25 protein-coding genes are annotated in these 23,089 nt (G+C 71.3%); 15 read left to right on the top strand and 10 right to left on the bottom strand.

Translation table 11 applies throughout. The features are described 5' to 3' along the window. Positions 1-128 precede the first annotated feature (128 nt). From LQK93_RS17940 to LQK93_RS17900, 9 genes are all read left to right on the top strand, one after another. A complete protein-coding gene (locus LQK93_RS17940; RefSeq protein WP_374969124.1) occupies positions 129-1,571 on the top strand; it encodes a recombinase family protein in 1,443 nt (480 codons plus the stop codon). Positions 1,572-1,633: 62 nt separating this feature from the next. After that, positions 1,634-1,975: a hypothetical protein gene (locus LQK93_RS17935; RefSeq protein ID WP_374969123.1), complete on the top strand. Its 342-nt coding sequence runs from the start codon at positions 1,634-1,636 to the stop codon at positions 1,973-1,975. Between the two features lie 387 nt (positions 1,976-2,362). Continuing rightward, the gene (locus LQK93_RS17930; RefSeq protein WP_374969122.1) at positions 2,363-3,040 is read left to right on the top strand and encodes a hypothetical protein; all 678 of its coding nucleotides are present in this window, start codon (positions 2,363-2,365) and stop codon (positions 3,038-3,040) included. A gap of 738 nt (positions 3,041-3,778) precedes the next feature. Next, positions 3,779-4,684 carry a hypothetical protein gene (locus LQK93_RS17925; RefSeq protein WP_374969121.1) on the top strand — a complete coding sequence of 302 codons (906 nt, stop codon included), beginning with the start codon at positions 3,779-3,781 and terminating at the stop codon, positions 4,682-4,684. A 32-nt stretch (positions 4,685-4,716) separates the two neighbouring features. Next, positions 4,717-4,914 (top strand): hypothetical protein, encoded by a 198-nt coding sequence (locus LQK93_RS17920; RefSeq protein WP_374969120.1) that lies wholly within the window; start codon positions 4,717-4,719, stop codon positions 4,912-4,914. Between the two features lie 678 nt (positions 4,915-5,592). Next, complete coding sequence (locus tag LQK93_RS17915) at positions 5,593-5,883, top strand: hypothetical protein (protein ID WP_374969119.1); 291 nt, start codon at positions 5,593-5,595, stop codon at positions 5,881-5,883. Next, entirely contained in the window at positions 5,880-6,167 is a 288-nt protein-coding gene (locus tag LQK93_RS17910; protein WP_374969118.1) for a hypothetical protein, read from the top strand. Before LQK93_RS17915 ends, LQK93_RS17910 begins: the two co-directional genes overlap by 4 nt. Positions 6,168-6,178: 11 nt before the next feature. Then, positions 6,179-6,850, top strand: a complete 672-nt coding sequence (locus LQK93_RS17905) for a hypothetical protein (RefSeq protein ID WP_374969117.1) — start codon at positions 6,179-6,181, stop codon at positions 6,848-6,850. Between the two features lie 398 nt (positions 6,851-7,248). Next, entirely contained in the window at positions 7,249-7,689 is a 441-nt protein-coding gene (locus LQK93_RS17900) for a PH domain-containing protein (protein ID WP_374969116.1), read from the top strand. Positions 7,690-8,109: 420 nt separating this feature from the next. On the opposite strand, the gene LQK93_RS17895 is transcribed toward LQK93_RS17900, so the two are convergent. Beyond that, the gene (locus LQK93_RS17895) at positions 8,110-8,457 is read right to left on the bottom strand and encodes a hypothetical protein (RefSeq protein ID WP_374969115.1); all 348 of its coding nucleotides are present in this window, start codon (positions 8,455-8,457) and stop codon (positions 8,110-8,112) included. Between the two features lie 410 nt (positions 8,458-8,867). Between LQK93_RS17895 and LQK93_RS17890 the strand changes: the two genes are divergently transcribed. From LQK93_RS17890 to LQK93_RS17870, 5 genes are all read left to right on the top strand, one after another. Beyond that, entirely contained in the window at positions 8,868-9,050 is a 183-nt protein-coding gene (locus tag LQK93_RS17890) for a hypothetical protein (protein WP_374969114.1), read from the top strand. 268 nt (positions 9,051-9,318) lie between these two features. Beyond that, entirely contained in the window at positions 9,319-10,521 is a 1,203-nt protein-coding gene (locus LQK93_RS17885; protein ID WP_374969113.1) for an IS110 family transposase, read from the top strand. A 255-nt stretch (positions 10,522-10,776) separates the two neighbouring features. Next, a complete protein-coding gene (locus tag LQK93_RS17880) occupies positions 10,777-10,992 on the top strand; it encodes a hypothetical protein (RefSeq protein ID WP_374969112.1) in 216 nt (71 codons plus the stop codon). A gap of 9 nt (positions 10,993-11,001) precedes the next feature. Beyond that, on the top strand, positions 11,002-11,943 hold the full coding sequence (locus LQK93_RS17875; RefSeq protein ID WP_374969111.1) for a 5'-3' exonuclease H3TH domain-containing protein: 942 nt from the start codon (positions 11,002-11,004) through the stop codon (positions 11,941-11,943). A gap of 151 nt (positions 11,944-12,094) precedes the next feature. After that, positions 12,095-12,319 carry a hypothetical protein gene (locus tag LQK93_RS17870; protein WP_374969109.1) on the top strand — a complete coding sequence of 75 codons (225 nt, stop codon included), beginning with the start codon at positions 12,095-12,097 and terminating at the stop codon, positions 12,317-12,319. Between the two features lie 171 nt (positions 12,320-12,490). On the opposite strand, the gene LQK93_RS17865 is transcribed toward LQK93_RS17870, so the two are convergent. The 7 genes from LQK93_RS17865 to LQK93_RS17835 all read right to left on the bottom strand — a co-directional run bounded on the left by LQK93_RS17865 (position 12,491) and on the right by LQK93_RS17835 (position 20,294). After that, entirely contained in the window at positions 12,491-12,691 is a 201-nt protein-coding gene (locus LQK93_RS17865) for a cold-shock protein (protein ID WP_020144233.1), read from the bottom strand. Positions 12,692-13,010: 319 nt separating this feature from the next. Then, complete coding sequence (locus LQK93_RS17860; protein WP_374969108.1) at positions 13,011-15,914, bottom strand: DEAD/DEAH box helicase; 2,904 nt, start codon at positions 15,912-15,914, stop codon at positions 13,011-13,013. Continuing rightward, entirely contained in the window at positions 15,911-16,816 is a 906-nt protein-coding gene (locus tag LQK93_RS17855; RefSeq protein ID WP_374969107.1) for a YegS/Rv2252/BmrU family lipid kinase, read from the bottom strand. The genes LQK93_RS17860 and LQK93_RS17855 overlap by 4 nt, the downstream gene beginning before the upstream one ends. Positions 16,817-16,825: 9 nt before the next feature. After that, positions 16,826-17,632, bottom strand: coding sequence for a twin-arginine translocase subunit TatC (gene tatC / locus LQK93_RS17850; RefSeq protein WP_374969106.1), 807 nt, complete (start codon positions 17,630-17,632; stop codon positions 16,826-16,828). A 39-nt stretch (positions 17,633-17,671) separates the two neighbouring features. Continuing rightward, positions 17,672-18,073, bottom strand: coding sequence for a Sec-independent protein translocase subunit TatA (tatA, locus tag LQK93_RS17845; protein ID WP_374969105.1), 402 nt, complete (start codon positions 18,071-18,073; stop codon positions 17,672-17,674). Positions 18,074-18,255: 182 nt separating this feature from the next. Beyond that, a complete protein-coding gene (locus LQK93_RS17840; protein WP_374969104.1) occupies positions 18,256-19,245 on the bottom strand; it encodes a helix-turn-helix transcriptional regulator in 990 nt (329 codons plus the stop codon). Beyond that, positions 19,242-20,294, bottom strand: a complete 1,053-nt coding sequence (locus LQK93_RS17835; RefSeq protein ID WP_374969103.1) for a helix-turn-helix transcriptional regulator — start codon at positions 20,292-20,294, stop codon at positions 19,242-19,244. Before LQK93_RS17835 ends, LQK93_RS17840 begins: the two co-directional genes overlap by 4 nt. Positions 20,295-20,372: 78 nt before the next feature. Between LQK93_RS17835 and LQK93_RS17830 the strand changes: the two genes are divergently transcribed. Next, positions 20,373-21,467 (top strand): DUF3866 family protein, encoded by a 1,095-nt coding sequence (locus tag LQK93_RS17830; RefSeq protein ID WP_374969102.1) that lies wholly within the window; start codon positions 20,373-20,375, stop codon positions 21,465-21,467. Positions 21,468-21,484: 17 nt separating this feature from the next. On the opposite strand, the gene LQK93_RS17825 is transcribed toward LQK93_RS17830, so the two are convergent. Next, a complete protein-coding gene (locus LQK93_RS17825) occupies positions 21,485-21,871 on the bottom strand; it encodes an FKBP-type peptidyl-prolyl cis-trans isomerase (protein WP_374969101.1) in 387 nt (128 codons plus the stop codon). A gap of 47 nt (positions 21,872-21,918) precedes the next feature. Further along, positions 21,919-22,917 carry an FKBP-type peptidyl-prolyl cis-trans isomerase gene (locus LQK93_RS17820; RefSeq protein WP_374969100.1) on the bottom strand — a complete coding sequence of 333 codons (999 nt, stop codon included), beginning with the start codon at positions 22,915-22,917 and terminating at the stop codon, positions 21,919-21,921. Positions 22,918-23,089 lie beyond the last annotated feature (172 nt).

Raw genomic sequence — 23,089 nt, 5'->3', positions numbered from 1 at the left:
TACCTCCGCGGGTCGGCCCGCCGTCGCGAACGGCCGGTACCCTCTCGCGTATGCCGTCCCGCACCCCCCGGATGCTCCTCCTCGACTCAGCCTCGCTGTAGTTCACCAAAGCGCATAGGATCCGGGGCATGCCCTCTCCGCGCCCGCTGAACGCCGTCGTCTATGTCCGTCTGTCGTCCCACCGCGGCGAGAGCGACCCCTCCACCTCCCCCGCTCGCCAGCGGGAAGCCTGCGAGGCGTACGCGCTGGCGAAGGGCTGGCAGGTGCGCGAGGTCGTAGAAGACCTCGACGTGAGCGGCTCCGACAAGGGCCTGCGCCTCGACCGCCCGGGCCTGCGCCGCGTCCGCGAACTCCTCCCCGAGGTGGACGTCGTCCTCTTCGCGAAACTCGACCGCCTTGCCCGCAACGTGATCGACTTCCGCGCCTTCGCCGAGGAGGCCGACGGCTACGGCGCCGCCCTGGTCTCCGTCGCCGAGTCCCTCGACCTGACGACGCCCTCGGGTCGCTTCGTCGCGACGATCCTCGCCGCCTTCGGCGAGATGGAGGCTGCGACCATCGCCGAGCGGACCGTCGCCGGGAAGCGTGGAGCCGTCAACCTGCGCCGCCACGCGAACGGCGCCCCGCCCTACGGCTACCAGACCGTCCCGCACCCGTCCGGCGCCGGTCGTGCCCTCGCCGTCGAGCCCGACGAGGCCGCTCACGTCCGCGCCGCCGCGGACCACGTACTTGCCGGGGGCTCGCTCTACGGTGCGACGCGCCTGCTGAACGAGCGCGGCTCCGTCCCGCGGCGCGCGAAGGCGTGGTCGCTCTCCTCCGTCCGCGCTGTCCTCACCTCGCCCGCGCTACTCGGGCACGTGCGCCACCTCGGGGACGTGCTCCGCGGCGAGGACGGCATGCCCGAGGCCGTCTGGGAGCCGCTCATCACGGATGCGGAGGCGCTGGCACTCGCTGAGGCTCTCGCCCCTCGCTCCGAGGGCCTGCGGCGCACCAAAGCGTCGCGGCTCCTATCCGGGCTCGTCCGCTGCTCCTCGTGTGGCGGGCGCCTACGCGTGAACTCGAACAAGGGCATCGCCCGGTACTTCTGCGCCGGGAAGTCTGACGGGCGCCTCTGCGAGCGCGGCTCCTCCGCCCGGGCCGACACGCTCGATGCCTTCGTGGAGGGCTCGTTCCTCGACGCGCTCGGCTGGATGCCCGTGACCGAGACGCGCCTCGTGGACTCCGGCGCCGCGGAGGTCGCCGCCGTCGAGCGCGCCATCGCCGAGGCAACCGACGCGATGCGGGAGCCCGACGCCGACCTCGGCCTACTCGTGACGCGCCTCTCCGCTCTGCGCGAGCGACGGGCGGCGCTAGCTGCTGACGGTCCGCGCGTGAGCGTGGAGACCGTGAGGACCGGGGAGACGTTCGCCGACGCGTGGCACTCGCGCGACCTCGCCGGACAGCGGGCGCTGCTCTCGTCGGCGCTGGAGGGCGTCGTCCTCGGACCGGGTACCCCGGGCCGACACGTGCTCGACACGGACCGCGTGGAGATGCTCTGGCGCATCCGCGACGACGCCGAGGGGCTCGTGCTCTGACCCTCCGACGAGGCCCCTGCCAATTCCTGTACCTGCGCGCTTACATCGACCGCGACGACCCCGTGGGCGACCTCGCCTGCAAGTTCTCCGGTCTCCCGGGCTCGGTCTCCCCGAAGCCGTCGGCTTCCTCGCGGGCTCACGACTTCGCCGAGGCCCTCGACGCTGCCGAGCGCCGAGACTCCGACCTCTTCCCGGCGCCCCTGGCTCGGGCCCTCCGAAGCTTTCGTCGGCGCCTCCTGCGCTGGCTGCGGCTGCGACATCGACCCGTCGCCGGAGGTGGCCGCGTGAGCCGCGACATCGCCGACCTCGTGGGCGAGGCCCTCGTCTGCGACGTGGACGCCGAGGCCATCGTCCTCTTCGCGGACGCCATGACCGCGAGCCCTCGGACCTCATCGCCCTACTGACTCGCCTCCTGACCGAGCGCCGGACCCTCGCGGTTCACCTGACCGCGGCCTCGCTCGGCGTCTGGGAAGCCGACCGAGCCCGGCCCGGAAGGGCTGTCCCTTCCTCAATGGGACGGGCCTTCGTGCGTCCCGGCGAGGGGGAGAGCCTCTCCTCGGGGCGTTTACACCGAGCCTGCTCTATCTCACATCGTGGACAGAGGCACGTCGCGACACGCGCGAGTGCGTTGCCCGCCTGACCTGCGACGACGCGAAGTTACCGAGTAGTAGCCACGTCCCTGGCCCACCTCCTCTACTGGGAGCCCGTGCGCCCGACCCCTGTCACTGGCGGAGTCCTCAATCACGGGCGCCCCTGCCCTCAACCGCGTACCCACCACAGAAAGGCCCACCATGCCCACCACGACCGAGACCCTGACATGCGTCCACGGGCGCCACGACTGGACCCGCCCGCGCGCCCGAGGCCGCAAGCCTGCGAACTGTCCCGAGCACCCCGAGCCGCTGCCGCTGACCGCTGACGAGCGCGCTGAGGCCGACCGCCTCCGCCGCGAGGCCCGGGTCGCCGACCTCGTGGCTCGTCACGGCGTCACGTGGCCCGAGGCCGAGGCCATGCTGGACCGCCTCGACGCCCGGCTCCGCGAGCGCTACGGGCGCGGGACTCCGGGCGTCTCCCCGGCGCGAGCCCGTGCTCGTGACCGTGCCGCCGCCCGGGTCGCGGGCCTCGGGCCGTGGGTCGCCTCCTCGCACCTGCCCGAGATCGCCGAGGCCATCGTGGAGCCCGCCGGCCGACCCCGGGTCGCCGACGACGACTGGAGCGAGGAGGCCGTCCCGGCGACGACCGAGGGCGCCCTCCGCCTTCCTCAGGCGGCTCTTCCTGACGACCTGGCCCCCGGGTCCGCGCCCGCCTTCGTGCTGGAGCCGCGGCGCCGTCGCGACCGCGAGGAGGCCGACCGGCTCGCACACGACCGGCGCGTGAATCACCGCACGGGCCCCGTGGACGAGCGCACGGGCCGTCGCGCGTGGGAGGCCCACCCCGACGCCTGCTCGGCGTGCTGGCTCGACGCGCGCTAATTACGTGAGCAGCACCCTGCCAGTAACAGTGGAGGGCGGCACCCGTCGGCCCTCCCACACGTACCCGACGAAAGGAGGCGCCCCATGCGCGTCTGTGATTCCTGCGACCGCCCCTTGGGACACGTCATCCGGCTCGGGGCTCGGTTCTGCTCCGACAAATGCCGCAACGATTCCAAGAATGCCGAGCGCCTCGGCGCTGTCCGGCGCATCCGAGCCGCGCTGCGAGTCCTGGACACCGAGGGCTCAACGCGCGACGACATCCGCGAGGCCCTGACCTCCTGACCGCTGGGCGGCTCTGAGAGCGCCTGAAAGGCCCGACCCCTCCCCCCCGGTACCTCGGGCAGGTCCCGAACTGTCCGGAGAGCGCCGTACAGCGCGCCTCCGGGCAAGAGCTCCTCCTCCGCGTCTGCTTGAAGGTGTCCGCGGAGGAGGACCGAGCGCGTCGCATCCTTGGTCGGGTAGTGCGACGCCTCCTGCCCGCTCGTCCCGGCGAGCACTGCCTCGCGATGAAGAACACGAGGTCGAGCGCCCGGGACGGGCGGGCCCTTCACGCCTCCGCGCTCGGCGCGGCTGGCGAGGTTCTGGCGGACCGTCGCGCGGTGCCGCTCTCCCGACGGGGAGGGCGGCGCCGCCGCATCACCCTGCGCCGAATCTCCCTCCCTCCCAATCTTTTCGCCAGAGACGCTGTCCCGACAGATACGGAAAACCCTTGTGAGACATACAGACTGGGGCGCGCGCTTGCAGCGCTTCCCGATACACGCCCCCGGCGCGACGCACGCCGGAGACCGCGCGACCGCACGCAAGGTCTACGCCTTCGACGGCGACGAGCACCCGCTCACCCTCGATCTCCCGGGCCCGCGCCGCCTCGCCGACCGATGGCTCCTGCCCACGCTGGCCGACGGAGGCTCGCGCCTCTGCCGCGTGCCCGGAGGGCTCCGGCTTCAGTCCGGCGACGCCGAGCCCGTGAACGTCGCGGCACGCGCGCTCGCCGAGGCTCTGCTCGTGCGCCTCCGGACCCTACCGGCGCCGACGCCGAGCGATTCCGAGACGTACGTATCCCTATGGACGCTCGGCGCCCGCGTGCGCGAGCCTGCGGCCCTTGGCTACCTCGGCGACGTCGTGGCCGCTGCGAGGACTCGTGCGCGCCGCTGGGAGCCTCCCCGCGTCAAGCGCGAGCCCGTGCCGCCCGCCGAACTCCGACGCCGCTCCCGTGCGACTGCAAAGCACCGTGAGACCGAGACCGCCCGGGCGTGGCTGGCCGTGTGGCTGACCGACGACGACGAGCCCCCGGCGACCATCGCGACGACGGAGCTTCTATCCGAGTACGTCTCCTCGCCCCTCGTCGCCGAGTGGCTGGAGGCTGCGGAAGAGGCGCCGGACGAGTGGCTCGACGGCGAGCACGAGGAGCACGGCGGGCCCGACGTGCTGCCGCGCGTGGGAGGCCCTCGCAGCTTCTACGCCGTCGCGACGGATGTCCTCGGCGACCGGCGACGCGCCCCGGGCGGGCGTGCCTGGCTCTACTCGACGACGGACGCGAGGCGCCGTGCTCTGGGCCTGTCCGACGAGGAGACACACGAGACGCTCGCCGACCTCGTGGCGGGCCTCGACCTCCCGGCGCCGAGCGTGGCTCGTCGCACTGCCTGACCACTGGACAACCCTGAGAGAGGAACCGAAAGATGGCACGACTGAACACGCCGACCGTGAACGCTCTGGAGATGGACGAGGCGCTCGTCGATGCTCTGCTCGACAAGGTCGCTGCTCTGCTCTACGCGGAGGTGCGTCCGACGCTCGCCCGTCGCCAGCGCGACCGCGCCACGACGGCTCGTGCCGAGGCGGAGGCGCCGAACGTGACGCCACTCCGGCGCGCTGGCTGACGCCGACGGGGGCGCCGGGGCGCGGCCGCTCGTGCCGCCTTGTGTACGGAGTGCGACCGAAAACGTTGTTCTACACACCCTCGCTATTTCTCTTCTAGACGAACTCACCTAGAGGAGAAAAGGACGAGGCATGTAGAACGCCGTTTTCGGTCGCGTTCCGTACACACGCCCTCCGCCTCGCCGCCTCCTCGACGCCCCCGCGGGCCTCGCCCGCCCACTGACCGCCCGCCACCCTCGGCGGGCCCGTCGCCGGAGTTGCTCCCGGCGTCGCCTCGGGCCCCGGCTCAGATCCTCCTAGCAGGGTCGGGGCCCGGGCCTTTCGTCACCCCTAGGAGACCCACCGAATGCCCGACACCCGACCCCGACACGTAGAAGCCCCGACCTCCCGCCTTCGCCTCGTGCGCCTCCTCGACGCCGAGGGCCGCTGGCTCGGCTGGGACTTGGTCGCCTCTCCGGCGACCGTCTCGGCGCCCTCTCCGCGCGTGTAAACGCGCCCTCACCCGCACGCGGCCCCGACGTGGAATGTCGGGCCCGCGTGACGTGCGCCGCGGCATGCGACGCGACGCACTACCCGCCCCGGGGCCCGTCTGTGGGGCCATGGGCGAGCCCCGGGGCTCCCACTCTCTCCGCCACGCGACGGCTTCGCGTATCTCGCTCCTACACAAGGAAATTCACACCATGACCGACCTCAACCCCGACCCACGTGTGGGCGCCGCCGACGGCTTCCTCGTCGCCGTGACCGTGACGCCCGAGGGCTCCGAGCCACGCACGCTCGCCCTCGACCTCCGGCGCGACTCCGAGGGCGTCCCCGTCGAGCCGATGCACTTCGGCCTCTTCCGCTCGTTCCGCCGCGAGCATGGCCGCGACGGCTTCGCATGGGAGACCCTCGACGACCTCGCTCGCCCTGGCTTCGACGCTCGTCGCGCGGCCCGCCGTGCTGCCGCCGCTGCGAAGGTGGCCGCGAAGTGAGGCGCGCTAACCCGATCCTGACTCTCGTGCGCGAGGGCGTCCTCACTCGCGAGGACATCCACCCCGGCGACGACTACACCCTCGCCGGGACTCGCGCCTCGTTCCTGTTCGCCACGACTCGGGCCTACGGTCCGCCCGCGTCCCTGATGGACCTCGCGGAGGCCCGCTCCGTCTTCGGCTTCCCGGCGTCGATGGACGCGGTCCGCGAGGCCCGCGGCGCTGTCCTGAAGCGAGGCCGTCGCCGCCCGACCGCTCCCGTCGTCTTCCGCTCGTCCACTGTCTGAAAGGCCCGACCATGACCACCACCCCGACCCACGCCCCTGCCCCTGCCGACCTGTCCGCCGCGCTGGCACGCCGCATCGTCGGCCCCGTCATCGACACACGCGCCCTCGCCGCACGCGGCCTCCTGCCCGACGACGAGGATCTCCACCTCGTCGCGGACGAGTACGCCCGCCTCGTGGACGCCTACCTCGGCGCTGACCTCGCGGAGGCCGAGGCCGTCGCCGCCTTCGCCACCATGCCGAGCCTTGACGCTCGTGTCCGGCGTGCCATCGCCGAGCACGGCGTCATCTCACCGGAGCGCTCGGCGGATATCGTCCGCGAGCACAACGAGGAAGGCGACCGGCTCATGGCTGCCGCCGCCGTCGCCAAGACCGCGAAGGCGGCGTATCTGAGGCCCCTCGTCGAGACCGTCGGCGACCTCATCGCGACGGCTGGCCTCCTCACTGAGGACACGCGGGCCCTCATCGCCGAGGCCGTGGCACCCGCTCTGGAGAGGGTGGAGGAAGCCCGCCTCGCCCTCATCCGGGCGGAGAACGAGGCGCGTCGCATCCTCGCCGTCGGGCAGTACGTCGAGAGGCTGGCTGCCGTTGACATCCGCGGCGACGAGATGCCCGCCCTCGGAGACCTGCCCGCGCTGGACACGTCCGACGCCGAGCCCGAGCCGAAGGCCAGCCGCAAGCGCTGACCACACGCTGACGCACGAGGCCCGACCGCTGCCACCTCGGCGCGCGGTCGGGCCTCTGCCCTCCCACCCTGCCGTCACCATGGGCCCGCCTCGACGCCCTCGCTCGTCGTCGCGACTGCGTTCCTGCCCCCGCTCGTCGTGCTCGACCGAGGAGAAGCTCTCACGTCGCACGCCCGCTCGCGCACCTCGTCGGCCCTCGTCGGCGACGACCTGGACCCCGTGGGGGGAGGCACCCCATAGGCCCCCTCCTCAGGGGCGCGGTGCCTATAGCACCTCGCCATGCGTGCGGACTTTCGCTCCGTTTTTTCGCTCTCTCGCCATCTCCTCACATCAGTCGGCGACGATAACTGTCCTCCATTCGCATCATTTCGGATCCTTGGACCACGTACCGTCCGTTCATGGACACCGCGGCTAATTCCGTAGCGGGCATCCACAGGGCTGCCAAACCGGCCACGATGGGCTGGCTCTGGGGCAGTGCGGCGATCGTCTGGCTCGTCTTCACGATCCTCAGCCTCCGCAAGGGCGATGCGGTGCGCATTTTGTTTGACTGCAGCCTCGCGGTCATGTACCTCTTGCCGGCGTGGGCCATGACGCGCGCCCACACCCTTGTTGACGAGGACGGCATCCGCGTCTCCCAAGGGATTGGCGGGCGTCGGATCGATTGGGACGCCATCGCTTCTGTGTCGAAGTCGGACGACCGGTGGGACCCGCATCTGACGTTGACGGTCACCACCGACGCTGGGAAGGACGTGCTCACCCACGTACCCAAGCCGCTGCGCGCGGACTTCATCGAGTACGCGAACGCGTACCGGTCATCCGAATTGCCCGCACTTGATTAGGGCGGACAGGTTGACTCCAGCAGGCGTGGCCAGCAGTTCGGTATCATCGGCGCCTACACAAAGGAGTCGCTGTGATTCCCGCTTCTGCACACCACCCCTACAACGCCGGCCGCCCTACGCCACGGCGAAACTCATGGCAGCGATCTTGGCCCTGGTCGTGCTCTGTGCGCTGAGCGGCATCGGCGGCGCGTGGGTCGCCCTACGCATCACCGGCTCCACTTCGCAGCCGTCACCGATACCTACGGAGACGGTGGAGCCGGAGCCTATGGGGCCCACCGTCGTGCCACTGTGACCTTTGAAGTTGTGTGCCCCCGGCGGATCGGTCCGACGAACAGTGCAGCGTGGAGCTCGAGTATCTCTTTGCGGCCTGGTCGGGCGATCGTCGTCGCCCTCCCAGCGGCATGACCGCGCGTTCGCCCGTTACGGGTCTGCGATCAATCCCAGAGGAGCATGTATCAGCTTGCGGTCCCCGAGTCCGGTGGCGAGGGTTACTTGTTGGTGTTCCGTACGCAGAAGGGAAGCGCAACCATCGGAGCCGGCTGGCGGCAGGCTGACGGCGGCTGCTGTGACGCGCACAAAATTCGGGTTGTCCTCAACGATGAGCGTGGACCGTGAGGGGCAGCCATCGCCTACTCCGGCGTCGAGGTAGAGCACCTTCCTGTCTTCCGACATCCCCAGCAATGTCCAGGGAAGACTTTGCGCGCCGGGCTCGACGTGGGTGGACAGCGTGGCCGGAGTGAAATCTAAAGCCACCGGCGTGGAGGTCACGGTAACGGGGTCCGGGTCGCCTGGAGGCAGCGGTCGGGCGCAGCCGCTCACAACGGCGAGAGACACCGCAGCGCCGAGCACGATCAGGACGAATCTGCCTCTTCTCCCCATGCCTTGAGGATGACACGGGGCTGGTACTCCGAGCCGCGGAACGGGCATCGATCGACCTGTACTCGAGGCGCCCTATCGGCATGGAGACGGCCGATTCGTACGTCCTCAACCCGGCACGGCCGCGCTGACCGCGGCAGATCCGTGCGTCACCCCTCGCGGCTCCGGGCCGGCCCGCACCGAACCCCCGCGCCCCGACGGGCGCGCTGTGCCGCTGCGATGAACCCCGACGCGGGGCGGTGCAGACGCCATACTGAGCGTGCCGTGGCAACCGGGGCCAATGGCATCTTTGGGGGCATCAGATGACGCATTCGAAATGGCGGCTCGCGCTCGCCTGGCTCGTTGGCACGGTTGCCGGAGCTCTTGGGAAGATCGCTTACAGCAAGGCCGCGTTTGACCAGGAGGTGGGCGTCATACCCAGCCTCGTCTTTGCCGGAGCCCTTAGTGCCGTGATGCTGATTGTGTTCGCCCTTATGTCGCGCTGAGTCCGGGCCTCACCCGCGGCCCATGACGTCCGCACATCGGCTACTTAGAGACTGGTTGCAGGATCGGTGTCCGGCCAGACTCGGTCCAGGGGCTCGACGAGGCGCTCTCTCTATCGGCTGCCCACCGGCGTCATTGGTGTGGCTCTCTCATGGCATGCGTTCTCGCCGGGCACCGCGCGAGGAGAGGCTCGAAAGGGGTTTGTTCTGCTCGAAGTAGCAATGCCCTCCTCGCTTTCACACCAGTGCGTTGATGAGGAGGTGCGCTGCGATGGGCGTGATCATCGGGATGGATCCGCACAAGCGGTCGGCCACGATCGAGGTCATCGACCAGACCGGGCGGGTGCTGCAGGTGGGGCGGTTCGACACGGATAAGGCCGGCTACGCGGCGATGCTCGCCGCTGGCCGGGCGCACGGCGCCGCGCAGGAGCGGGTGTGGGCGGTCGAGGGCTGTAACGGCATCGGCCGGCACTTGGCGCACCGCCTCGTGCACGATGGGGAGCGGGTGGTCGACGTGCCGCCGAAGCTGTCCGCGCAGGTGCGGATCTTCGCGACGGGCAATGGCCGCAAGACCGACCCGGTCGATGCCCACTCGGTGGCGTTGGCGGCCCTGTACGCCCCAGCGGAGCCGGGGCTGCGGCCGGTGCTGGTGGAGGATGACCTGGTCGTGATGGGCCTGATGGTCGACCGGCGTGACGAGCTGGGCCGGGCTCGCACCCAGACGATCAACCGGCTGCATCGGCTTCTGCTGGAGCTGATTCCGGGCGGCGCGAAGGCGTTCCTGTCCGCGCCGCAGGCCCGCGCACTAGTGGCGAAGGTCAGGCCACGTGACCTCGTGGGCAAGACGCGTCGCCGGCTCGTCGTCGAGCTGATCGGTGAGCTCGAGGGGATCGAGCGCAAGATCAAAGCCGCGGAGAAGGAGCTGACCGCGCTCGTGCAAGACCGGGGTTCGACCCTGTTGGAGCTGACCGGGATCGGCCCGACCGGCGCCGCGCGGCTGCTGGCCGACGTCGGGGACATCCACCGCTTCCGGGACAAGGACCGCTTCGCCTCCTGGAACGGCACCGCACCGCTGGACGCGTCCTCCGGGGCCCAGCAACGGCATCGGCTCTCTCGTGCTGGCAACCGCCGGATCAACCGGACGCTGCACATCATGGCCGTGGTGCAACTGCGCAACCCGACCCCGGGGCGGGAGTTCTACGACGCCCGCAAGGCCGGCGGCACACCGTCGCTGATGGCGCTGCGCGCCCTGAAACGACGCCTGTCCAACGTCGTGTACGCCCAGATGGTCGCTGACCAGAACCGGCGCGAGCGTGCGCTCGGCACGGGCGAGGTGACGGGTCCGAGAGGGCACGGGGACAACGTCTCTGACTCCAGCGTGACCGGCTCACAGTCCCATACCGGCTCTTCGGATCAGCCTCTTCCCGAACCCGCCAGCACCCAGCGTAGAACTCCGGTCCCCGCCACGTCTTGACCTAAAGGGGTGCCATGACAGGAAGACTCCTTCCGGCTCAGGAGCGACGCACGATCATCGGCATGAGCGGGCACGCCCGCCTTCGCAGCAAGGCGACGACTCCAGGCACGCTCGGCTAGGCCGCGCCTCTCGACCGCGTGGCCTGACCTGACCTCGCCTCCCACAAGGGCCCTCACCTCTTCTCGAGGTGGGGGCCTCTCGGCGCTCCGGGCGCGTCTTGCCCGCTCCGCCGTCGTGGTCGCCATACTCGAGCCCATGTTCGCTCTCACCATGGGTTCTGCCGTTCTCGGATGGCTCCTTTGCACGACCGGCGCCGTCGTGGCGTACACCCGCGCAACCCAGGTCCGCACGGACGAGGAGGGTTTCTTCGTCCACGGGCAGGACTTGTGGGGAAAGATCGCCTTCTGGCTCACCATCTGCGGCGCCACCGTCGGCGCCTTCGGGACCGTGTGGTCCCTCCTCCCGCACTAGGCTCTGCTCGTGATCGAACGGCAGCAGAAGTGCCTTTTACTCGACTCCGCCTCGCTCTACTTCCGCGCCTTCTTCGGCGTGCCCGAGGTGGTCGGGCCGAGCGGCGTCCCCACCAACGCCGTGCGCGGCCTGCTCGCCATGATCGCCTCGCTGGTGGAGCGTGGGCGACCCACCCACGTCGTGGCCTGCTGGGACAACGACTGGCGGCCGGCGTTCCGGGTCGAGGCGATCCCGTCCTACAAGGCCCACCGGGTGGCCGAGCCGGGCGACGACCAGGTCGCCGGTGAGCAGGTGCCCGAGGCCCTCGGCGTGCAGGTGCCGATCATCGTCGACGCGCTGCGGGCCCTCGGCATCGCCCGCGTCGGCGTCGACGGCTACGAGGCCGACGACGTCATCGGCACGCTCGCGACCCGCTTCAGCGGACGCATGCCGGTCGACATCGTCACGGGCGACCGCGATCTCTTCCAGCTCGTCGACGACGCCAACCAGGTGCGTGTGGTCTACACCGCCCGCGGCGGGGTGCGCTCCCCCGACCTCGTCGACCAGGCCTTCCTCGCCTCCAAGTACGGGGTCGGCACGGGGCCCGCCTATGCCGACATGGCGGTCCTGCGCGGCGACGCGAGCGACGGGCTGCCCGGCGTGGCCGGCATCGGCGAGAAGACCGCCGCCAGGCTCATCGCGACCTTCGGCACGCTCGAAGCGATCCGTGCCGCCATCGACAGTGGTGACCCCGCCATCAAGGGCGCCCAGCGGGCCCGGCTCGAGGCGGCGGCCGACTACCTCGACGCGGCCCCGCGCGTCGTCGCGGTCGCCAAGGACGCCGCCGTGCCCGACCACGACCTCACGGCCCCGTCCGCCGTGGCCGACCCCGTCCTGATGTCGAGGCTGGCGCTCGAGCACGGCCTCACCTCGTCCTTCGACCGCGTCATCTCGGCGCTCGGCATCGACTGACGACTCGACCGACCTGCAGTGCCCGAGCAGCCCCTCTCGGGCGTCGACCCGGGTCACGGTCGGGTCACAAGTCTCCCGCCCGTGTGCGGGCCGCGCCTCCCACGGCGACTCGGTCGTGGCTGCCTCGCCGGCGCAGGGCGCATAATGGAGGGTGCCCAACCACGGAACGCCCGACCGCAGACGCCACCTCTCCAACAGCCCGTTCAGGCCGGCCCCCACGCCGGACGTCGAGCAGTTCGCGGTCGGTGACCGGATCTCTCACCTGCGCCACGGGCTCGGGGTGGTGGTCGCGACCACCGCCGACACGGTGACGCTCAAGTTCGAGTCGGGCGTCGTGCGCGTCAACAGCCCCTTCGAGCGGGTGACCCGCATCTGAGGCCCGCGAGCGGGACCCTCCCCGCTCACCCCTGCACCGGACGCACCGCGGACGACACTGCAGACCACTCTGCAGACCACTCCGAGACGCGACGAAGGCCGGTCCCCCAACGGGGACCGGCCTTCGTCGTGCGGACTCTGGGTCCGGCGGGTTCAGCTCAGATCGCTGCGATCAGAGCGCGCGGACGCGCATCGCCTGCGGGCCCTTGGGGCCCTGCTCGACGTCGAACTCGACGGCCTGGTTCTCCTCGAGGCTGCGGTAGCCGTTGCCCGTGATCTCCGAGTAGTGGACGAAGACGTCGGGACCCTCGGTCGGGGCGATGAAGCCGAAGCCCTTCTCCGAGTTGAACCACTTGACGGTTCCCTGTGCCATGTTTTTCTCCTTTGGGTGGAAGTGAGCCGTTGCGTGTCAGCGACCCCCGGTCGGCAGAGACGCGACCACTTCAAGAAACCCTGAAGAAACAGTTGCGCTCGCAATGTCGTTCCTTGCGAGCGTGTGAAGACACGAGCACCAAAAACGTCGACCGGTGCTGCAACCATAGCCGAGCGAACCCGTCCGGCGACAATCGTGCCCCTCGGCAGCGCCCCGCCGGGCACCCCAACGGGGCCTGCGGAGCCGGGCCGCCGCGACCTCGGAAGAGGCCGAGCACGTGGTGTGTCGGCGGGACTCGCCGGGGCGGAGCCCGGCTCGGTCAGTCGAGGCGGTCGGCGGCCACGACCCCGCGCAGCACGCCCTCGCTCGCCTTGCGCGCCGTCCTCGCCAGGTCGGGATCGGCCGCGTCGGTGAGCTGCCCGAGCAGGTCGATGACCTGCTTGGCGCGGCGGACGAAGTCGCCGGCGGCCAGATCGGTCCCCCGCAGCACGTCCTCGAGACGGTGCCCGCTCGCCCACCGGTGCATGGCCCACGCGATCCCGCCGTCCGGCATACCGGTGCGCGGCAGTGCGAGCGCGCCCTCGGCGTCCTCGAGGTCGGACCAGATCTCGATCATCCGGTCGTACGCCTCGCGCACGTCGTCGTTGGGCCAGCGGGGCGCGAGCCCGCTCTCCTCGCGCCGCGGCTCGTGGATGAGCGTCGACACGACGGACGCCAGCGACGGCGCGTCCAGGCGGCGCCAGGTCCCCTCTCGCAGGCACTCGGCGGCGAGCAGGTCCTTCTCGGTGTAGAGCTGGCGCAGCCGGTTGCCCTCCTCGGTCACCGTCTGGCCACCCTCGCCGAGGTAGCCCATGTCCACCAGCAGCTCGCAGATGCGGTCGAAGGTCTTGGCGACCGAGTTGGTTCGGCCGTCGATCTTGCGCTGGATGCCGTCGGTCTCCCGCCGCAGGCGCCACCACCGCTCGGCCCAGCGTGCGTGGTTCTCGCGGTCGGGGCACCGGTGGCACGGGTGGGCCTTCAGCTGCCGACGCAGCTGGTCGATGCGCTCGTCCGTCGCGTCGTGCTCGGCGGCGTGGCGGCGCGGCGGCGGGTCGTGCGGCATCGTCGTGCGCAGGGTGGCCGCGAGGTCACGTCGGGCCTTGGGGTTGCGGGCGTTGAACTGCTTGGGCACGCGCATCGACCCGAGGGGCTCGAGCGGGGTCGGCACGTCGTGCAGGGTCAGCCTCCGCAGCTGACGGTCCTCGGTGACGACGGCCGGGGAGGCCGCCTCACCCTTGCCGCCCCGGTTGGGCATGACGACGACGGCGAGACCGCTGTGACGCCCGGCCGGGATGCGGACGATGTCCCCGATCTTGAGCGACTCCAACGAGATCGCAGCCGCCGCGCGCGCCGAGGCGCTCCGCGCCCTCGCACCTTCCTTCTCGATGTCCCGGATCTGGTTGCGGATCGCGGCGTACTCGGAGAAGTCCCCCAGGTGGCAGGTCATCTGCTCTGCGTAGCCGGCGAGAGCCTCCTCGTTGCGCCGCACGGTCCGCACGAACCCCACCACGGCGCGGTCTGCCTGGAACTGGGCGAACGAGGTCTCCAGGATCTTCCGCGCGCTCTCGCGTCCGAACTGACGCACGAGGTTGACGGCCATGTTGTAGGTGGGACGGAAGCTCGAGCGCAGCGGGTAGGTGCGGGTCGACGCGAGGCCCGCCACGGCTGCCGGGTCCAGGCCGCGGTTCCACAGGACGACGGCATGGCCCTCGACGTCGATGCCCCGGCGGCCGGCGCGGCCGGTGAGCTGGGTGTACTCGGCGGGCGAGATGTCGACGTGACTCTCGCCGTTGAACTTCACCAGCTTCTCGAGGACCACGGTGCGGGCCGGCATGTTGATGCCCAGAGCCAGCGTCTCCGTCGCGAAGACCGCGCGGATGCGGCCGGCCGTGAAGAGCTCCTCGACGATCTCGCGGAAGGTCGGCAGCATGCCGGCGTGGTGCGCGGCGAAGCCCCGGGAGATGCCGTCGACGAAGTCCCAATAGCCGAGCACCGAGAGGTCCTCCTCGGCGAGGCCCTGGATGCGCTCTTCGACGAGCCGGCGGTTCGCCTCGCCGTCGCTCTCCGGGATGAGTCGCATGCCGCTCGAGAGCAGCTGCCCCACGGCTCCGTCGCACCCGGCACGGCTGAAGATGAAGGTGATCGCGGGCAGCAGGCCCTCGCGCTCGAGACGCTCGATGACCTCCGCGCGGGTCGCTCCCCCTCCGGGACGGCCGCCGCGTGCGAAGCCGCGGCCCCCGTCACCGCCCCCGGGGCCACGGCCACCGGTGGAGTCCCCGCCTCGGCGGCCCCGGCCGGCCCAGTCGTCGCGACCGTTGCCGCGACCGTTCCCGTGCCCGTTCCCCTGCGCGCTCCCACGGCCGTTCTTGCCGCGCGGGCGCCCCTTGTCCCGACCCCCGCGGGAGCTGACCCAGTGCGAGTCCCAGGCGCCGCGGCCCTCGGAGCCGCGGATCGCGTGCACGAGGTCGGGGTTGACGCTCACCGGGTGGTAGCCGGGGTCGACGGCGAAATCGTCGCCGTTGTCGGCGTCGGCGCCGGTCGGGCGCTCCTCGACGAAGAGGTCGAAGAGCGTCTGGCCCACCATCATGTGCTGCCACAGCGGCACCGGCCGGTGCTCCGAGACGATGACCTCGGTGTCTCCGCGCACCTCGCCCAGCCACGCACCGAACTCCTCCGCGTTGCTGACGGTCGCCGACAGCGACACGACGCTGACGTCGGGCGGGAGGTGGATGATGACCTCCTCCCACACCGCACCCCGGAAACGGTCGGCGAGGTAGTGGACCTCGTCCATGACGACCCAGCCCAGGCCACGCAGGGTGCTCGACCCGGCATACATCATGTTGCGCAGCACCTCCGTCGTCATGACGACGATGGGTGCCTCCCCGTTGATCGACGCGTCGCCCGTGAGCAGGCCGACGTTCTCGGCGCCGTGGACGCGGACGAGGTCGGTGTACTTCTGGTTCGACAGGGCCTTGATGGGCGTCGTGTAGAACGCCTTGCGCCCGGTCGCGAGGGCCATGTGCACGGCAAACTCGCCCACGATCGTCTTGCCGGCCCCGGTGGGCGCGGCCACCAGCACGCCCCGGCCCTCCTCGACGGCTCGGCAGGCCTCGATCTGGAAGTCGTCGAGCGGGAAGTCGAGCTGCGCGGCGAACTCGGTCAGGCGGGGCCAGCTGGCGATCACGTGGGCACCTCGGTCGGGGTCAGGACGTGCAGGGCGCCGGGGACGACCTCTGCGTCGATGGGAAGGTCGGCGAACATCTCGCCGTCAGCCTGCGAAGAAATCCCCTCTGCCTCCAAGCGAACTCGACGGGCCCGGCGGATCTGCACCGCCGGATGCGTGACGTGTGTTCCCGCGTAGACCTTGGGGAAGACACGAAGGAAGGCCGGGATCGACAACGCACCCACGATCATGACATCGAAGTACCCGTCGGCCACGTCCGCATTCGGGCACACCCGCATGCCTCCCCCGAAGGAGGTGGTGTTGGCGACGGCCACGAGCATCGCGCGCGTCTCGAGGCGGCAGCCGTCGAGCTCCACCGCATACGGGATGGGGCGGAAGACGGGCAGCTCCCGAAGCACGGCGAGGTTGTAGCGCATCTGCCCGCGCGGCCACGTCATCCGCTGGGCGCGGGCGTTGACGACCGCGTCGAAGCCGGCGCCGAGCACCCCGGCGAACCACCGTTCGCCGGCCGCGGCGTGGCTGACCCGGCCGAGGTCGACCCGGCGGGTCGTGCCCTCGTCGACCAGGGCCACGGCGGCACGGGCGTCGCGCACGGGCAGACCGAGGTTGCGGGCGAAGTCGTTGCCGGTGCCCGCCGCGACGACGGCAAGCCGGGTCGACGTGCCGCCGCAGAGGTTGACCCCGAGGTGAACCATGCCGTCGCCGCCCACGACGGCCACCACGTCGACGCCCTCTCGCACGACCTGGCGGCCCCGCTCGCGGGCCTCGGTGTAGTCGCGTCCCGAGACGTCGACGACCTCGTGGCCGGCCTCGCGCAGCACCCGGGCGGCCTGCTCGCCGATGACCCGGCCGGCTCCCTTCCCCGAGGTCGGGTTGACGATCAGGGCGACGCGCTGGGACACACCCGAACGCTACAGGGCGGACGCCTGGTCGTCGGGGACCTCCAACCAGTCGGGCTTGTGCTCCTCCTTGCGCCGGTCGACGAGGAAGGCCACGCCGACCGAGGCGAAGTAGAGCGCCACCATGGGCGTCGCCAGGAAGAGCATGGTGTACGCGTCGGGCGTGGGCGTCATCACGGCCGCGAAGACGAGGATGATCATGACCGCCGGACGCCAGCCCTTGAGCATGGCGCGGGCGGGCAGCACGCCGATGAGGTTCAGCGCCACGAGGAAGACCGGCAGCAGGAAGGCGCACCCGAAGGCGACGATGAACTTCAGGACGAAGTTGAGGTACTGCGAGCCGTCCTGCAGGTTGTAGGCGCCGGTCGGCGTGAAGCCCAGCAGGACGGCCACGGCCTTGGGGACCATGATGAACGCGAAGAAGCAGCCGGCGAGGAAGAGCGGGACCGCCGCCACCACGAAGAGCCGGGCGACGAGCTTCTCCTTGCTCGTCAGGCCCGGGACGATGAAGCCCCAGATCTGGAAGAGCCAGATGGGCGAGGCGATGATGAGCCCGACGAAGAGCGAGGTCGTCAGCTGGAGCGCGAAGGCATCGGTCATGCCGGCGAAGTTGATGTTGACGACGCTGTGCCGCTGGGCGGCGATGTCCCGGAGGGGACGGGTCAGGGCGTCGATGACCCGCTCGTAGTAGGCCCAGCCGACCACGCCGCCGATGACGATCGCGATCGCGCTGATGGTGATGCGGTTGCGCAGCTCGCGGAGGTGGTCACCGAGCGACATCCGTCCCTCGGGGTCGCGCTGACGTCGGAGTGAGGGCATTCAGGTGATTCCGGTGAAGGGGTCTGGGAACCGACCCACTCAGAACGTGGTGTCGCGACGGACGTCGTCGGTGCTGCCGGCCTGCGTCGAGCCGGGGGTGGCGCTGCTGTGCGTCGACGTGGTGGGCGTGCCGGCGGCACTCGCGGCACGGAGGCGGTCGGCCTCGGCGCGGGCCTCGGCAGCGCGCCGCTCGGCGTCGGCGAGGCGGGCCTCCGCGGCGCGGCGCTCGGCATCGGCGTCGACGACGTCACCGGGGACGGTGCTGCGCGAGGCCTCGCTGGGAGCCGGCTTGCCGTCCTTCTTCAGCTCGTCGACCTCGGACTTGAACACGCGGGCGGAGCGGCCGAGGCTGCGGGCCATGTCGGGGAGCTTCTTCCAGCCGAACAGGGCGATGAGCACGACCGCGATGATGATGAGTTCGGGGGCACCCAGCTGGGACATGGTGACGTCTCCTCGTCGAAAGAGCCGGCCCGGGTCCGGACCGTCATGGTGCAGCCTCGGTGCTGCAGGTGTCCAGCATACGTGCGGCCGGTGAACGCGACCCGCCGACTTCCGCGCGGCCCGCAGGTGCCCGCATGGTGGACAGCGCCGTCCACGTGGTGAACGCGGCCGGGGCGCCGCCGTCAGACGCGGTCGTATGCCGCGAGAGCGTCGCGCGCCTCCCGCGCCACCGCATCGACGAGCTCCGGCGGCTCGACGACCCGTGCCTCCCCGCCGAGGCGCAGGACCAGGCGCCGCACCAGGGCGGGGTCGGCCACCTTGAGCGTCACCCGCAGCGACCCGTCGGCGCCGCGGACCACCCCTTCGTTGGGGTAGTAGTCGGCGATCCACGCCGCCCAGCGGCTGGCCTCGAGCACGACGGTGAGGTCGTTCTCCCCGGGGACGAAGACCTCGTCGAGGTCGCGCGGGCGGGCCTCGGCCGGTGGCGTCCCGTCGACGTCGAGGACCGTGACGTCCTCGATGCGATCGAGGCGGAACAGGCGCACGCCACGGGCCCGGTGGCAGAAGCCCTCGACATACCACTGCGCGTCGAGGTTGAGGATGCGCATGATGTCGACGTCGCGCTCGGTGGACTCGTCGCGGGTCGCGACGTAGTAGCGCAGGTGCACCCGCCGGCCGCGGGCGAAGGCGTCCTTGAGGGTCGCCATCGCCGGGTGCTGGCTGCCGTCGTCGAGGTCGAGGGCGATGCGCCCGGTTGGCTCGCCCACGGTGGTGGCCGCGGCGGCGCGGATCTTCTCCAGGGTGCGCTCGACGACGTCCGAGCCGACGATGGTCGACCCCAGCGCCTGCAGGCCGGCCGTGAGCGTGACCGCCTCGTCGCGCGAGAGGCGCATCGGGGCGGCGATGTCGTCGGCGTTGTCGAGGTAGACGTAGCCGCTGTCCCACTGGGCGTCGATGAGCTCGGCGTGGCCGTAGCCCGGCGTGCCGCAGACGAAGAGCAGCTCGAGGTCCTCGACGATCTGGTCCTCGTCGACCCCGAACTCGTGGGCGACGTCGGCGATGGCGACCCCGCGGTGCTGGAGCAGCCACGGCACCATGTCGAGCAGGCGGCCGAGGCGCTGGGTGGCCGTCTCGGCGGGCCTGCGGGCCGCCGAGCGTCGCGTCGCACTCATGCCCGGTCCCCCGTTCGCGTCGGCTGCGTCTCCGGCCCTGCCCCCGCCGGGCCTGCGCCCACCGGCTTCCGTGGGATGGGTTCGTGCGCTTCGGCCACCGCCAGCAGTGCCGAACGGACCGCCTCGACGAGCTCGGGTGGCGACACGGCGAACGCGTGGGTGCCGAGCGCGACGACGTCGCGGTCGGTCGTGCCACGGCGGTAGGGCACCTCGACCTCGGCCCACGACTCGTCGAGCTCGGTGGTGCGCTGGGCGAGCCGGCGCAGCGTGTGGCCGCCGCCGTGGCGCACCCGCACGACGGCCGTGCCCTCGGGCTCGGGCTGCGCCGCCTCGAGGGCCACCTCGGGCACGTGGCCCGTCGGGACGGCATACGACCCGGGCCGGCCCTTGCGGTGGACCGGGCCCTCGAACCGGCTGAGGCGGAAGGCGCGCTCGCTGCGACGGTCGACGTCGTAGCCAGTGAGGTACCAGCGGCCGTGCCAGTTCTTCAGGGCCCAGGGCTGCACGTGGCGGGTGGTGAGCTCACCGTCGTTCCGGCGGTAGTCGAAGGTGATGGGCTGCAGCCCCGACACCGCGGCGTGGACGGCCTCGAAGGCAGGCTCCCTCGTGCGGATGCGCGGCTCGGCACCGGCGGCGACCGACTCGTCGATCTCGACGCCCGACAGGCGCAGCTTGCGCAGGCCGGCCGACGCGGCGCCGGAGATACTCGCCGTCGACCAGGCCCGCGCGGCCAGCGCGAGGGCGGCCATCTCGTCGGGCTCGAAGGTGATCGCGGGCAGTGCCGTCTCGCTCGCGTCGATGCGGTAGCCGACCTCGTCGTCGAAGAGGACGTCGATGACCGTGGTCGTGATGGGGATGCCCATCTCGCGCAGCTCGTCCTTGTCGCGCTCGAACATCCGGTCGAAGGCCTCGACGGAGCTGGCCGCGGCGTACGCCGGGAGCGACTCGCGGATCTTCTGCTTCGAGACCGGGCGTCGGGCCGACTTGAGGGCGAGTATGAGGTTGAGCAGCCGTTCGGTCTTCTCGGCCGAGGCAGACGCAGGGCTCATCGAGACCTTCCTGACGGGGGCGGCGCGCGTGCGGGCAGTCCGACGCTACCCGAACAAGCGATCGAATAGGGTCACCGCATGATCCAGTGGCGCCGTGGTGTCGTCGTCGAGGTGCGTTCCCGTTGGGCCGGGGCAGTCGAGTATGCCGTCCGCCTCCCCTCGGGCGACGGCGTCCGCGCGCTCGGCTATGTGGACGCCGTCGGCGTGCTGGCTCCGGGGACCGCCGTGCTGCTCAACACCACGGCCCTCGAGCGGGGGCTCGGCACGGGTGGTCTCGCCATCGTCGTCGCAGCTCCGGACGCACTCCCCCGCCCCGTCGACGTTCCTGCGGTGAGGGGGCACGTCGTCAAGGCGCGCTACACGCCGAGCCAGACGATGGTCCTCGGCGTCGACGAGCAGGACAGCGAGCACCACGCAGCCCTCGCCGACGCCGACGACCTCGCCGGGCTGCCGGTCGTCGTCGCGGACCTCCACTCGGCCCTGCCCGCGATCCTGGCGGGCCTGCGGGCGACCAACCCGGACCTGCGCGTCGCCTACGTCATGACCGACGGCGGCGCCCTGCCGATCGACTTCTCCCGTACGGTCGCCGGGCTGCGCGCGGCGGGCTGGCTCGCGGCCTCCGTCACCGTCGGTCAGACCTATGGCGGGGATCTCGAGGCGGTCAACGTCCACACCGGGCTGCTGGCCGCCCACCACGTCGTCGGTGCTGACGTCGCCGTCGTGTCGCAGGGCCCGGGCAACCTCGGCACGGGGACGCGGTGGGGGTTCTCGGGCACCTCGGCCGGCGAGGCGGTCAACGCTGCGGCGACGCTCGGAGGCCGCCCCGTCTGCTCGCTGCGGATCTCGGAGGCCGACCCGCGCGGGCGGCACCGCGGGGTCTCGCACCACAGCCTCACGGCATACGGCCGCGTGTCGCTCGTGCCGGCCGACGTGCCGGTGCCACGGCTTCCCGGCGAGCTGGGGGCGCGGGTGCTCGAGCAGGCCCGTGGCCTCTGCGCCTCCAGCGCCGGGCGGCTGCGGCTGCACGAGGTGGGAACGGAGGGGCTGGAGCAGGCCCTGCGCGCCGCGCCGGTGTCCCTGAGCACGATGGGCCGCGGATATGACGACGACCGCGCCGGTTTCCTCGGCGCGGCCGTCGCTGGGCGGTATGCCGCCCGGATACTGAAGGACTAGGCAGTCTTCGGCGGCGGTTATCTCACGTCGTCGAGGTCGACGACGAAGATCAGCGTCTCGCCGGGCTTGATCGCGGCGCCGGCGCCGCGCTCGCCGTAGGCCAGGTGCGAGGGGATGGTCAGCTTGCGCCGGCCGCCGACCTTCATGCCCTCGATGCCCTTGTCCCAGCCCGGGATGACCATGCCGACGCCGAGGCGGAAGGCCAGCGGCTCACCGCGGTTCCACGACGAGTCGAACTCCTCGCCGGTGGAGTGCGCGACCCCGACGTAGTGGGCGCTGACGGTGTCACCGGCCTTGGCCTCGCGGCCGTCACCCTCGATGAGGTCCTCGACGACGAGGTCGGCGGGCGGCTCACCCTCCGGGAACTCGATCTCGGGCTTGGTGCGGTCGGCGTCCAGTGCCATGGTGGTCTGCCTTTCGTCGTTGCTGGCCGGATGGCGTGCGGGTTGTCTCAGTAAGCGTCGAGGATGTCGACGACGAAGACCAGGGTGTCCGTGCCGGAGATCTTCGGCGGGCTGCCGGCACTGCCGTAGCCGTCCTTGGGCGGGATGACGAGCAGCACGCGGCTACCGACCTTCTTGCCCACCAGCGACGAGTCCCAACCCTTGATGACGCCACCGACGCCGATCGGGAAGTCGGCCGCCTGGCCGCGCTGCCACGAGGAGTCGAAGACCTTGCCGTCCTTCCAGATCACGCCGTGGTACTGGGCGCTGATCGTCTGGCCCTTCTCCACCGTCGGGCCCGTGCCCTGCACGAGCGTCACGGCCTGGGTCGTGGTGGGGGCCTTCGTCTTGGGAACGGTGACGGTCGGCGGCTTGGTCGGGCCGTTCTTGAACTCGACCTTCGGCAGGCCCGCCGGCGACGGGCTCTGTGCCCCGTCGACCTTGGTCAGCGGCGTGTGGACGTCGGCGATGTCGGCGACGACGACGATGGTGTCGGTGCCCTTGACGCCCAGCTGCTGGTTGCCGGCGCTGCCGAAGCCCTTGGCCGGGGGGATCGTGAAGGCGATGCGGCCGCCCTTGGTCGCGCCCACGAGGCCCTCGGTGAAACCGGCCACGATGTCGGTGCGCGCCAGGCGGTAGCCCTCGGGCGACCGTCCCGCAGCGAAGCCGTTGTCGAGGAGCTTGCCGCTGGTGCCGTTGTAGATCTCGGCGCGCAGCCGCACGGTGTCAGCCCTGGTCGCCGCCTTGCCCGTGCCCGGCGTCAGCACCTTGTGCTCGACGTCCTTCGAGCTGATCGGCATCTTGCCGAGCGTGACCTTGGGCGCGGTCTTGAGGTCGACCGCGCCGGTGGCCGTGACCCCCTGCAGGGCAGCCGACGCGGCGGCCGTCGTGGAGGTCGCCGCGGCGTCGGACCCGCTCGAGCTGGCGCCGCACGCGGCGACGGTGGACAGGCCGAGGGCGGCGGTCAGGACAACGGCCACGCGGGAGGCCGGACGGTTGAGACGCACAGGGAAGACTTTCGGTCGGGGCGGGCGGGCACGGAAGTCCCGCTGGGCAGAGCCCGGTCACTGTAACGCCCGAGCTTGTGCAGGCCCCACAGCACAGTCACAGGTTCTGACAGGTTGCGGCGGGTGCCGGGGCGGCCTCAGGACGTGCGCGGCAGCCCCTCGGCCGCCCCTT

Origin of the sequence: Terrabacter sp. BE26 (genome assembly GCF_041941675.1) — a bacterium.
Classification (GTDB): Bacteria; Actinomycetota; Actinomycetes; order Actinomycetales; family Dermatophilaceae; genus Terrabacter.
This window is presented reverse-complemented; position numbering and strand designations above follow the sequence as displayed.

Bases quoted from the DNA above. Each gene is read 5' to 3' on its own strand.
- LQK93_RS17865 (WP_020144233.1), bottom strand. From the start codon at position 12,691: ATGGCACAGGGAACCGTCAAGTGGTTCAACTCGGAGAAGGGCTTCGGC.
- LQK93_RS17835 (WP_374969103.1), bottom strand. From the start codon at position 20,294: ATGAGCCCTGCGTCTGCCTCGGCCGAGAAGACCGAACGGCTGCTCAAC.
- LQK93_RS17905 (WP_374969117.1), top strand. From the start codon at position 6,179: ATGACCACCACCCCGACCCACGCCCCTGCCCCTGCCGACCTGTCCGCC.
- tatC (WP_374969106.1), bottom strand. From the start codon at position 17,632: ATGCCCTCACTCCGACGTCAGCGCGACCCCGAGGGACGGATGTCGCTC.
- LQK93_RS17920 (WP_374969120.1), top strand. From the start codon at position 4,717: ATGGCACGACTGAACACGCCGACCGTGAACGCTCTGGAGATGGACGAG.
- LQK93_RS17940 (WP_374969124.1), top strand. From the start codon at position 129: ATGCCCTCTCCGCGCCCGCTGAACGCCGTCGTCTATGTCCGTCTGTCG.
- LQK93_RS17900 (WP_374969116.1), top strand. From the start codon at position 7,249: ATGGACACCGCGGCTAATTCCGTAGCGGGCATCCACAGGGCTGCCAAA.
- LQK93_RS17880 (WP_374969112.1), top strand. From the start codon at position 10,777: ATGTTCGCTCTCACCATGGGTTCTGCCGTTCTCGGATGGCTCCTTTGC.
- tatA (WP_374969105.1), bottom strand. From the start codon at position 18,073: ATGTCCCAGCTGGGTGCCCCCGAACTCATCATCATCGCGGTCGTGCTC.
- LQK93_RS17915 (WP_374969119.1), top strand. From the start codon at position 5,593: ATGACCGACCTCAACCCCGACCCACGTGTGGGCGCCGCCGACGGCTTC.
- LQK93_RS17825 (WP_374969101.1), bottom strand. From the start codon at position 21,871: ATGGCACTGGACGCCGACCGCACCAAGCCCGAGATCGAGTTCCCGGAG.
- LQK93_RS17930 (WP_374969122.1), top strand. From the start codon at position 2,363: ATGCCCACCACGACCGAGACCCTGACATGCGTCCACGGGCGCCACGAC.
- LQK93_RS17840 (WP_374969104.1), bottom strand. From the start codon at position 19,245: ATGAGTGCGACGCGACGCTCGGCGGCCCGCAGGCCCGCCGAGACGGCC.
- LQK93_RS17885 (WP_374969113.1), top strand. From the start codon at position 9,319: ATGGGCGTGATCATCGGGATGGATCCGCACAAGCGGTCGGCCACGATC.
- LQK93_RS17830 (WP_374969102.1), top strand. From the start codon at position 20,373: ATGATCCAGTGGCGCCGTGGTGTCGTCGTCGAGGTGCGTTCCCGTTGG.
- LQK93_RS17890 (WP_374969114.1), top strand. From the start codon at position 8,868: ATGACGCATTCGAAATGGCGGCTCGCGCTCGCCTGGCTCGTTGGCACG.